Source organism: Pseudomonas fluorescens (genome assembly GCF_041354075.1).
In the GTDB taxonomy this organism is placed as follows: Bacteria; Pseudomonadota; Gammaproteobacteria; order Pseudomonadales; family Pseudomonadaceae; genus Aquipseudomonas; species Aquipseudomonas fluorescens_CE.
Genome location: NZ_JARZGC010000002.1, coordinates 413276 through 424452 on the forward strand (window position 1 = coordinate 413276; position 11177 = coordinate 424452).

At 63.3% G+C, this 11177-nt stretch carries 12 protein-coding genes; 10 read left to right on the forward strand and 2 right to left on the reverse strand.

Annotated features, from left to right (window positions below; all coding sequences use genetic code 11):
- The first annotated feature begins 102 nt into the window (after positions 1-102).
- Positions 103-1107: an AraC family transcriptional regulator gene (locus QIW53_RS04180; protein WP_371048417.1), complete on the forward strand. Its 1005-nt coding sequence runs from the start codon at positions 103-105 to the stop codon at positions 1105-1107.
- 6 nt (positions 1108-1113) lie between these two features.
- Here the strand turns inward: QIW53_RS04180 and QIW53_RS04185 are convergent, their stop codons facing one another.
- Complete coding sequence (locus QIW53_RS04185) at positions 1114-2241, reverse strand: GGDEF domain-containing protein (RefSeq protein ID WP_371048418.1); 1128 nt, start codon at positions 2239-2241, stop codon at positions 1114-1116.
- 355 nt (positions 2242-2596) lie between these two features.
- Between QIW53_RS04185 and QIW53_RS04190 the strand changes: the two genes are divergently transcribed.
- The 8 genes from QIW53_RS04190 (at position 2597) to QIW53_RS04225 (ending at position 9463) form a co-directional block, all read left to right on the forward strand.
- A complete protein-coding gene (locus QIW53_RS04190) occupies positions 2597-3187 on the forward strand; it encodes an amino acid synthesis family protein (RefSeq protein WP_371048419.1) in 591 nt (196 codons plus the stop codon).
- Between the two features lie 42 nt (positions 3188-3229).
- Complete coding sequence (locus QIW53_RS04195; protein WP_371048420.1) at positions 3230-4063, forward strand: alpha/beta fold hydrolase; 834 nt, start codon at positions 3230-3232, stop codon at positions 4061-4063.
- Positions 4060-5541, forward strand: a complete 1482-nt coding sequence (locus QIW53_RS04200; RefSeq protein WP_371048421.1) for an aldehyde dehydrogenase — start codon at positions 4060-4062, stop codon at positions 5539-5541. The genes QIW53_RS04195 and QIW53_RS04200 overlap by 4 nt, the downstream gene beginning before the upstream one ends.
- Before the next feature lie 12 nt (positions 5542-5553).
- On the forward strand, positions 5554-6039 hold the full coding sequence (locus QIW53_RS04205; RefSeq protein ID WP_371048422.1) for a flavin reductase family protein: 486 nt from the start codon (positions 5554-5556) through the stop codon (positions 6037-6039).
- A gap of 158 nt (positions 6040-6197) precedes the next feature.
- Positions 6198-7670: an NAD-dependent succinate-semialdehyde dehydrogenase gene (locus QIW53_RS04210; protein ID WP_371048423.1), complete on the forward strand. Its 1473-nt coding sequence runs from the start codon at positions 6198-6200 to the stop codon at positions 7668-7670.
- Complete coding sequence (locus QIW53_RS04215) at positions 7670-8059, forward strand: carboxymuconolactone decarboxylase family protein (protein ID WP_371048424.1); 390 nt, start codon at positions 7670-7672, stop codon at positions 8057-8059. Before QIW53_RS04210 ends, QIW53_RS04215 begins: the two co-directional genes overlap by 1 nt.
- Before the next feature lie 85 nt (positions 8060-8144).
- Complete coding sequence (locus QIW53_RS04220; protein ID WP_371048425.1) at positions 8145-8897, forward strand: GntR family transcriptional regulator; 753 nt, start codon at positions 8145-8147, stop codon at positions 8895-8897.
- Positions 8898-8899: 2 nt separating this feature from the next.
- Positions 8900-9463, forward strand: a complete 564-nt coding sequence (locus QIW53_RS04225) for an NUDIX hydrolase (RefSeq protein WP_371048426.1) — start codon at positions 8900-8902, stop codon at positions 9461-9463.
- A 131-nt stretch (positions 9464-9594) separates the two neighbouring features.
- On the opposite strand, the gene QIW53_RS04230 is transcribed toward QIW53_RS04225, so the two are convergent.
- Entirely contained in the window at positions 9595-9891 is a 297-nt protein-coding gene (locus tag QIW53_RS04230; RefSeq protein ID WP_371048427.1) for a DUF1330 domain-containing protein, read from the reverse strand.
- A gap of 70 nt (positions 9892-9961) precedes the next feature.
- On the opposite strand from QIW53_RS04230, the gene ribBA reads away from it, so the two are divergent.
- A complete protein-coding gene (ribBA, locus tag QIW53_RS04235; protein ID WP_371048428.1) occupies positions 9962-11071 on the forward strand; it encodes a bifunctional 3,4-dihydroxy-2-butanone-4-phosphate synthase/GTP cyclohydrolase II in 1110 nt (369 codons plus the stop codon).
- Positions 11072-11177 lie beyond the last annotated feature (106 nt).

The window sequence follows — 11177 nt, forward strand, 5'->3', positions numbered from 1 at the left end:
CCTTGGAAACCTGTCGGTGGCGTTAATCGACTGTGACCATTTGTTTATTGCGATCATGCGCCGGCTCCGCGACATCACTTAGCTATTACGCCGGGAACAAGCATGCACAGAATGACCAGCACCGGTTTCCGGGTGCTCGCCGACGTCTTGACGGACGCGGGTGCCAACGTAGAAGCCTTGCTAAAAGAGTTCGACAGCAGCCACGAGGAAGTCTGGGCAAACCCCAACGGCGTTCGGCTGGAGCTGGTCTACAAAGTCATGGCGCAGGCTGCACAACGAACCGCCAACCCGGACATCGGACTGCTGGCCTATGCCCGCGCCCACCCGGCCAACCTGGAAGTGCTGGGTTACGCCGTGATGTCCTGCCCGACCCTGGGCAGCGCGTTGCAACGCCTGGTGGATTACCAATCGCTGATCTGCAACGGTTTCTACATGTGCCTGGACCAGGAACCCGGGGTGGTGAAACTGATCGGCCTGGACGTCAGTACCCAGCCCTCTCTGACACCCCGCGCCTTCATCGACGCCGGCGCCGCGCAGACCCTGGGGCTGGTGCACTGGCTGTTGCCCAAACGCAGGCCCGACCCGGTGGCGGCCACCTTCACTTACCAGAGGCCGGCGGACACCACACAACTGGAAGGCTTGCTCGGCAGCAACCTGTCCTTCGGCGCGTCGTACAACAGCCTGAGCTTCAGCACCGAGGACTGCGCGACAGCGTTGCCCACCGCCGACCCGGCGCTGGATGTCCTGCATGTCGAATACGCCCGCACACGCCTGAACCTGGTGCTCAACGGCTCGATGACCGAGCGGGTGCGTCGGGTGCTGTCCGAACGGCTGGCCCAGGGCGTGCCCAGCGACCTGAACCGGATCGCCCAGGCGCTGGGCGTCAGCGCCCGCAGCCTGCAACGGCGCCTGAGCAATGAGGACACGCACTTTTCGGCGTTGCAGGACGAAGCGCGATTGATGCTTGCGCACAACTTCCTGCGCAATTCGGCGCGCAGTGTGAAGTACATCGGCGCGCTGCTGGGGTTTCGCGACCAGAGCAGCTTTCACAAGGCCTGCATTCGCTGGTTCGGCATGACGCCGGGGTGTTATCGCGATGATGCCTGAGACCGGCTATTCAGCCACCGCCACCTGATTCCGCCCACGAGCCTTGGCGCGATACAGCGCCTTGTCGGCGTTGTTCATCAGGCTGTGCAGGTCGTGATCATCGGCCGTGATCGCCGCGACCCCGACGCTGGCCGAGATGCGGTGGACCGGCCCGCTCATCATGCCCGCGAGCGAGTGCAGGAGTTCCTGGGCAATGCCGCGGGCGACGTCGATCGAGGTATCCGGCAGCAGGACGGCGAACTCCTCCCCACCCAGGCGTCCGTAAACGTCGCTGTCGCGAAACGCCGTGCTGATGACCAGGCCCATCTGTCGCAGCACCTGATCCCCGACCTGATGCCCGTGCGTGTCATTGATGTGCTTGAAGTGATCCATGTCCAGCATCACCGCGCACAGCGGCAGGTGGTTTTTGCGGCAGTAGCCGAACAGTTGCTGGGCCTCTTCGAAAAACGCCCGGCGATTCTTCAGGCCGGTGAGTTCATCGGTCTGCGCCGCACGCGTGGACAGGCTGTGGGCGTGTTCCATTTCACGGGTCAGTCGAAACGCGGTTTCCAGAGCCTCGGACAGGCTTCGCGTGGCGCTGAAGACAAACGAGGCGAACACCATTACCGCCACCCCCATGCCAACCTGCAGGGAGGAAGGCTGGAACAACAGCCAGAGCGTACAAGGCAGCAGCACCAGGACAATCGACACCACCGTCATGTAGCGGTAGGCCGAATAACAGGACACGGCGCTCACCGACATGCCGACGCAGAACAGCATGACCAGCGTCTGGGCCACGAGGTCATCGGCCGGGATGACCGCCAGTGCGCCACCGCCCCAGATGCTGGCGGACACCACCAGCGTGACCCAGTAGATGCGCTCCCAGCGCTGCGGCGTGCGCTCGCGGTCCGGGCTGCGGAAATACACCATGAACATGAGGATACGCACCAGCGACGCCGCCGCCAGCAAGCCGACCCAGGTGACCACGACGCCGTGATCGAAACGATCCCAGCACAGCCAGCACAGCATCAGCTGTGCGAGGAAACTGCCTAACACCGCTAAAACCGACTGGCGAAACAACTGGTGCAATCGATCCGATTGCACCAGTTTCAAAATGAAGTCTTCCTTTGGGTACCGCAATCCAGGGCCATCCATTCAAGCCGCCTGATAGTGATGCTGCGCGCAAGGGCCCTATTCTGGCACTTTGCTAGCAGCGCAAACAACCGCATCAGTCAGTTAAGCAGATATCGGCAGCACTCGACGCCCAGCTCGGCAAGATCCCTGTAGGAGCGAGCATGCTCGCGATGGTGTCAGGAGCACCGCTGGCTGTCAGACACCCAACGTTATCGTTCACGACCATCGCGAGCATGCTCGCTCCTACAGAGAACGGGGCCCCCTCCCACGCATTTTGTCGCCTTCCCTGCAGAAACCCGTTTCGGGCTCTTGCGTTGCCGGTATTATGGTATACCATCATACGCACAAACATCCTTCATCCCGTACGGAGCAGCTCATGAGTTTCGAAATCCGCAAGATCGTCAGCTATGTCGAGCAAACCTTTATCGAAGGCGGCAAAGCCACCGACACGCCGGTCACCATGATCGGCCTGGCCGTCGTCATGAAGAACCCATGGCTGGGTCGCGGCTTTGTCGAAGACCTGAAACCGGAAATTCGCGCCAACTGCTCCGATCTCGGCGCACAAATGGTCGAGCGCCTGGTGAGCCTGATCGGTGGTGCTGACAAGATCGAGGCCTACGGCAAGGCAGCAGTGGTCGGTGCCGATGGCGAAATCGAACACGCCTCGGCAGTCATCCACACCCTGCGCTTTGGCAACCACTACCGCGAAGCGGTGAAGGCCAAGAGCTACCTGAGCTTCACCAACAAGCGCGGCGGCCCGGGCACCTCGATCCAGATCCCGATGATGCACAAGGACGACGAAGGCCTGCGTTCGCACTACATCACCCTGGAAATGCAGATCGAAGACGCACCGCGCGCCGACGAAATCGTTGTGGTTCTGGGTTGCGCCGACGGTGGCCGCCTGCACCCGCGCATCGGTAACCGTTACATCGACCTGGAAGAACTGGCAGCCGAAAAAGCCCAGTAAGCCGGTCGGTCACCACAACAAAAAGGTATGCAGGAGCGCTCCATGATTCGGCTCACCGCTGAACGTACCCCGGCTGGCACCAGTTATCTGGCGACCGGCCAAGGCCAGCCCGTGGTATTGATCCACGGCGTGGGCCTGAACAAAGAAATGTGGGGCGGCCAGGTCGTTGGCCTCTGCGCAAACTACCGCGTGATCGCCTACGACATGCTGGGACATGGCGCCAGCCCGCGCCCGCCAAGCGGCACGCCGCTGCTGGGTTATGCCGACCAGTTGCTGGAGCTGCTCGACCACCTGCAAATCCCGCAGGCGATCGTGATCGGTTTCTCCATGGGCGGGCTGGTGGCGCGGGCATTCGCCCTGCACTACCCGCAACGCCTGCAAGGCCTGGTGGTACTCAACAGCGTGTTCAACCGCACGGCCGAACAGCGCGCCGGCGTCATTGCCCGCACCGCCCAGGCGGCCGAGCACGGGCCGGATGCCAACGCCGAAGCCGCACTGTCGCGCTGGTTCAGCCGTGAATACCAGGCGGCCAACCCGGCGCAGATCGCCGCGTTGCGCCAGACCCTGGCGCAGAATGACCCGCAGGGTTACCTGACCACCTATGAACTGTTCGCCACCCAGGACATGTACCGCGCCGATGACCTGGCCAGTATCCAGGCACCGACGCTGGTCGCCACCGGCGAGCTGGACCCCGGCTCGACACCGGAAATGGCCCGGCAACTGGCCGAGCGTATTCCCGGCGCAACGGTTGCGGTGCTCGCCGAACAACGGCATATGATGCCCGTAGAATCGCCGCGCCTGGTCAACCAGCTGTTGCTGGAGTTTCTCGAGACCGCGCACTCCCGACAAAACCATATAAAGGGGATCGTTGCATGACACTCGCACGCTTCCAGATGTGCATCGGCGGTGAATGGGTCGATGCCCTCTCGGGCAAGACCTTCGAAAGCCTGAACCCGGCGCTGGCCGAAGCCTGGGCGGAACTGCCCGATGCCGACGAAGCCGATGTCGAGCGCGCCGTGCAGGCCGCGCAGAGCGCCTTCGACAGCCCGGCCTGGCGCGGCCTGACCGCCACCGCTCGCGGCAAACTGCTGCGACGCCTGGGCGACCTGATCGCCGACAACAAGGAAAAACTGGCCCAGCTGGAAAGCCGCGACAACGGCAAGCTGATTCGCGAAACCCGCGGCCAGGTCGGCTACCTGCCGGAGTTCTTCCATTACACCGCAGGCCTGGCGGACAAGCTCGAAGGCGGCACCCTGCCGCTGGACAAGCCGGACCTGTTTGCCTACACCGTGCACGAAGCCATGGGTGTGGTCGCCGCGATCATCCCCTGGAACAGCCCGCTGTACCTGACGGCAATCAAGCTGGCTCCGGCCCTGGCGGCCGGCAACACCATCGTGATCAAGCCATCGGAGCATGCTTCAGCAACCATTCTCGAACTGGCGCGCCTGGCCCTGGAAGCCGGCATTCCACCGGGCGTGGTCAACGTCGTCACCGGCTACGGCCCGAGCACCGGCGCCGCCCTCACCCGCCACCCGCTGGTGCGCAAGATCGCCTTCACCGGCGGTGCGGCCACGGCGCGACACGTGGTACGCAGCAGCGCGGAGAACTTCGCCAAGCTGTCGCTGGAACTGGGCGGCAAATCGCCGAACATCATCTTCGCCGACGCCGACCTCGACAGCGCGATCAACGGCGCCATCGCCGGGATCTATGCCGCCTCCGGGCAGAGCTGCGTATCCGGTTCACGCCTGCTGGTGCAGGACGAGATCTACGACGAATTCGTCAACCGCCTGGTGGAACGTGCCCAGCGCATCCGCATCGGCAACCCGCAGGATGACAGCAGTGAAATGGGCCCGATGGCCACCGCACAGCAGTTGGCAGTGGTCGAAGGCCTGGTGGCCGATGCCGTCGCCGAAGGGGCACGCCTGCGCCTTGGCGGCAAGCGCCCGACCGGCGTGGGTGACGGCTGGTTCTATGAACCGACGCTGTTCGAGTGCGACCGCAACTCGATGAAGATCATGCAGGAAGAAGTCTTTGGTCCGGTGGCCTCGGTCATCCGTTTCAAGGACGAAGCCGAGGCACTGGCGATCGCCAACGACTCGCAGTTCGGCCTCGCCGCCGGCATCTGGACCCGCGACCTGGGTCGCGCCCACCGCCTCGCGCGGGACGTGCGCTCGGGAATCATCTGGGTCAACACCTACCGTGCGGTCTCGGCCATGGCGCCGATCGGCGGTTTCAAGAACAGTGGCTATGGACGCGAAAGCGGCATCGATTCGGTGCTGGCCTACACCGAACTGAAAACGGTGTGGATCAACCTCTCACAGGCACCGATGCCTGACCCGTTTGTGATGCGTTAGGAGACCACCGACATGATCGAACCCGGCATTTACAAAGACGTCATGAGCTCCTTTCCTTCCGGGGTCACGGTGGTCACCACCCTGGACCCGGACGGCGGTATCGTCGGCATCACCGCCAGCGCGTTCAGCGCGCTGTCGATCGACCCGGCCCTGGTGCTGTTCTGCCCCAACTATGCCTCGGACACCTACCCGGTGCTGCGCGACAGCAAGCAGTTCGCGATTCACCTGCTGTCTGCCGACCAGACCGCCGAAGCCTATGCCTTTGCCAGTAAAGGCAAGGACAAGGCCAAGGACATCGAGTGGCACCTGAGCGCCCTGGGCAACCCGTTGCTGGGCAAGGCCACGGCGATCATCGAGTGCGAACTGTGGCGCGAATACGACGGTGGCGATCACGCCATCATCGTCGGCGCAGTGAAGAACCTGATCCTGCCCGAGCAGCCCGTCACGCCGATGATCTACCACAAAGGCAAATTGGGGCCGTTGCCCACGTTGTCCTGACGTCCGCCACAACGCGTCCCTGTAGGAGCGAGCATGCTCGCGAAGATATCCCGAAGCACGCGGGGTGTCAGGACACCAACGTTATCGTTGGCGACCATCGCGAGCATGCTCGCTCCTACAGGGGACGGAGATTCTTCCCCAATTTTTCAGGAGCCCGCATGAGCCCTGCAGCCTCGCAACTGTTCCGCCAGCAGGCCTACCTCAATGGCCACTGGCTGGACGCGCCGGATGGCGCCACCCAGGACATCTTCAACCCGGCCACCGGCGAACGGATCGGCCAGGTGCCGAACCTCGGTGCCGAGCACGCCCGGCAGGTCATCGCCGCCGCCAACGACGCCTGGCCGGCCTGGCGCGCCCTGACCGCCAAGGAGCGCAGCAGCATCCTCAAGCGCTGGCACGCGCTGATGATCGAGCAGGCGGACGCCCTGGCAGAAATCCTGACACTCGAACAAGGCAAGCCACTGGCCGAGGCCAAGGGCGAAATCCTCTACGCCGCCAGCTTCATCGAGTGGTTCGCCGAAGAGGCCAAGCGCATCTATGGCGACACCATCCCCAGCCATAAAGGCGATGCGCGCATCGTTGTCAGCAAGGAGCCGATCGGCGTCGTCGCCGCCATCACGCCATGGAACTTCCCGGCGGCGATGATCACCCGCAAGGCGGGCCCGGCATTGGCGGCGGGCTGCCCCTGCATCGTCAAGCCGGCACCGGAAACGCCGTTCTCCGCGCTGGCCATGGCCGCCCTGGCGGAACAGGCCGGCATCCCGCCGGGCATATTCAACGTGATCACCGGCGACGCCGTGGCCATCGGCGGCGAACTGACCAGCAGCCCGCTGGTGCGCAAGCTGTCGTTCACCGGCTCCACCGGCATCGGCAAGCTGCTGATGGCGCAATGTGCGCCGACCCTGAAAAAAGTCTCCCTGGAACTGGGCGGCAATGCGCCCTTCATCGTGTTCGACGACGCCAATCTGGAGCGTGCCGTGGAAGGTGCGCTGATCGCCAAGTTCCGCAATGCCGGCCAGACCTGCGTGTGCGTCAACCGCTTCCTGGTGCAGGCGGGCATCCACGACGCGTTCGTCGCTCGCCTGGCCGAACGCGTGGCGCAACTGAACGTCGGCAATGGCTTTGATCAGGGGGTGACCCAGGGGCCGCTGATCAACGAACGCGCGGTGGCCAAGGTCGAAGACCACGTGCAGGACGCCCTCGCCCACGGCGCGCAACTGTTGTGCGGCGGTGAACGACATGCCCTTGGCCACGGCTTTTTCCAGCCGACCGTGCTGGCCGGCCTGACGTCATCGATGAAGGTCGCCCGCGAAGAAACCTTCGGCCCGCTGGCGGCGGTGTTCCGCTTCGAAACGGAAAGCCAGGCGATCCACCTGGCCAACGACACCGAGTTCGGCCTGGCCGCTTACTGCTACACCCGCGACCTCGGCCGCGCCTGGCGCATGAGCGAAGCATTGGAATACGGCATGGTCGGGATCAACGAAGGGTTGATCTCTACCGAAGTCGCACCGTTCGGCGGCATCAAGTCTTCGGGCCTGGGCCGCGAAGGCTCGAAGTACGGCATCGAAGATTACCTGGAGCTCAAATACACCCTGATGGGTGGGCTCGACGACTTGGAGAGCACCCGCTGATGAGCAATGAGAAGTTCGAACAAGGCCTGAAAATCCGCACGCAAGTGCTCGGTGAGGCCTACGTGCAGCGCTCCATCGAGAACGCCGACGACTTCACCCGGCCGCTGCAGGAAATGGTCACCGAGTACTGCTGGGGCCATGTCTGGGGTCGTGAGGGTTTGTCGCTTAAAGAGCGCAGCATGATAAACTTGGCCATGATTTCGGCCCTCAACCGGCCCCACGAACTCAAGCTGCATGTACGCGGCGCCTTGCGTAACGGGCTGAGTCGTGAACAAATACGCGAAATTCTGCTTCAGGTCGGTATTTATTGCGGTGTCCCCGCTGCGGTGGACAGTTTCCGGCTTGCCCGTGAAGCGTTCGCCGAAGCCGACGCCGAGGCTTCCAGTTAACCTTGCTGTTTTGATTGATCGAGCACGATGATCCTTGGGTCGAAGTGCTCGTTTTGCATGGACAGCCACACTCAGAGCGGACCCCATGAAACGCCTGCCACTCGACGACAGCTTCAAGGTCAATCGCAACCCCGTTACCCTGCGCGAAATCGTGCTGGATAAACTGCGAAGCGCCATCATGAACTTCCAGCTCATGCCCGGAGACCGTCTGGTCGAGCGTGACCTGTGCGACCGCCTGGGGGTCAGCCGCACCTCGGTTCGCGAAGCCTTGCGCCACCTCGAATCCGAAGGTCTGGTGGAGTTCGCCGACGCCAAGGGCCCACGGGTCGCGATCATCACCCTGGCCGATGCCGTCGACATCTACGAGTTGCGGTGCGTGCTCGAAGGCCTGATCGTCCAGCTCTTCACCCTGCGCGCCAAGGCCAAGGACATCAAGGCCCTGGAAAAAGCCCTGGAGGAAAACCGCAAGGCCCTCAAGGAAGGCGAATTGCAACAGGTCATCGATTCGGTACAGGGCTTCTACGACGTGTTGCTGGAAGGCTCCGGCAACCACGTGGCGGCGACCCAGCTGCGTCAGTTGCAGGCGCGCATCAGCTACCTGCGGGCGACCTCGGTGTCCCAGGAAAACCGTCGCGGCGCCAGTAACCAGGAAATGGAACGCATGGTCGAGGCGATCAAGGCCGGCGATCCGCTGGTGGCGCACCAGGCCTGTGTCGATCACGTCCGCGCGGCGGCGGCGGTCGCACTGGACTACCTCAAGCGCAAACAGGAAGAGACCGGGGACACCCCCGAGATCACCCTTCCCATCGCGCTAAAAGAACCGCGCATAGGTCGCTGATCATGTTCAGCCCGAGCTTTTGCCCAAAGTGCGGCGGCAACGACCTCAAGTCGCAGCTGCCGCCGGGTGATACGCACGAGCGCCTGATGTGCTGCGGTTGCGGCTACATCCACTACGTCAATCCGAAGATCATCGCCGGCTGCATCATCGAGCAGGACGGCAAATACCTGCTGTGCCAGCGCGCGATTCCACCACGCCCCGGCACCTGGACGCTGCCGGCCGGCTTCATGGAAGGCGGCGAGACCACCGAACAGGCGGCGCTGCGTGAAGTCTGGGAAGAAAGTGGCGTGCGGGCGGAAATCCATTCGCCATACTCGATCTTCAGCGTGCCGAAGATCAGCGAGGTGTACATCATCTACCGCGCCATCGCGCTGGAGATCACCGGCGAATACGGGCCGGAAACCCTCGCCTGCAAATTCTTCGCGCCCGAGGACATTCCCTGGGACAGCATCTACTATCCCGCCATCCGGCAGATCCTCGAACGCTACATCGAAGAACGCCAGGCCGGGGTGTATGGCATCTACATCGGCAATGACGATACCGGGAAGATTCATTTTATCCGGTGAGTCAGGATGTTGAATCCTGCATAAAACCTGTGGGAGCGGGCTTGCTCGCGAATGCGTTGATTCAGTCGACGATCAGGTGTCTGATCCACCGCATTCGCGAGCAAGCGCTCCCACATGTCTTCTGGCTCCCGCTAGACCGGCGCCACACCCTCGACAATAATCACCTCAGCCCGCGCCACGCCTTCGCGGTGCCCTTTGGCCTCCTGATATTCCTTCGACTGGTAGCACGCCAGCGCCTGCTCGTAGGAGTCGAACTCGATCACCACGCTGCGTTGCGGTGTCGGTCGACCTTCCATCGCCTGACTGCGCCCGCCCCTGGCCAGCAGTCGCCCACCGTACAACGCGAAAGCCGCTGGCGCCCGCTGGGTGTAGTGGCTGTATTGATCGGAATCGGTGACATCCACGTGAGCTATCCAGTACGCCTTCATAGTGACCTCTCGGTTTATTTTGTATTATGGTATACCACAAAATATCTCCATCAAACATCGAGAGTTCAACATGGCGTTCAACAGCATCGAAGAAATCATCGAAGACTACCGCCAGGGCAAGATGGTGCTTCTGGTGGACGACGAGGACCGGGAAAATGAAGGCGACCTGCTGCTCGCGGCCGACTGCTGCACGGCCGAGGCCATCAGCTTCATGGCCCGCGAGGCACGTGGCCTGATCTGCCTGACCCTGACTGACGAGCACTGCCAGCGCCTGGGTCTTGAGCAGATGGTGCCGAGCAACGGCAGCGTGTTCAGCACCGCGTTCACCGTGTCCATCGAAGCCGCCGTCGGCGTGACCACCGGCATCTCCGCTGCTGACCGTGCACGCACCGTGGCAGCGGCCGTCGCGTCCGGCGCCGGCCCCACCGACATCGTGCAGCCGGGGCATATCTTTCCGTTGCGCGCCCGGGAAGGCGGCGTGCTGACCCGGGCCGGCCACACCGAAGCCGGTTGCGACCTGGCGCGCCTGGCCGGCTTCACCCCGGCCTCGGTGATCGTTGAAGTGATGAACGACGACGGCACCATGGCTCGTCGTCCGGATCTCGAGGTGTTCGCGCGCCAGCACGGGATCAAGATCGGCACCATCGCCGACCTGATCCACTATCGCCTCAGCACCGAACACACGGTGGTGCGCATCGGCGAACGCGAATTGCCGACCGTGCACGGCACCTTTCGTCTGATCACCTACGAGGACCGCATCGAAGGCGGTGTCCACATGGCCATGGTGATGGGCGATCTGCGACGGGATGAACCGACGCTGGTGCGCGTGCACGTCATCGACCCGCTGCGCGACCTGGTGGGCGCCGAATACAGCGGCCCCAGCAACTGGACGCTGTGGGCGGCGCTGCAACGGGTGGCCGAGGAAGGTCGCGGCGTGGTGGTGGTGCTGGCCAACCATGAGTCCTCCCAGGCGCTGCTGGAGCGCGTGCCGCAACTGACCCAGCCGCCCCGGCAGTTCAACCGCTCGCAGTCGCGGATCTATTCTGAAGTAGGGACCGGTGCGCAGATCCTGCAGAACCTCGGCGTGGGCAAGCTGCGGCATCTGGGCCCGCCGCTGAAGTATGCGGGGTTGACGGGGTATGACCTGGAGGTGGTGGAGAGTATTTCATTCACCGGATGACCCGACGCAATCCCCTGTGGGAGCGGGGGGGGGGGGGGGGGGGGCGGGGGGGGCGGGGCGGGCTTTATATTTGTTGAAAAACCCGGACGACAAGCTACACCACCAC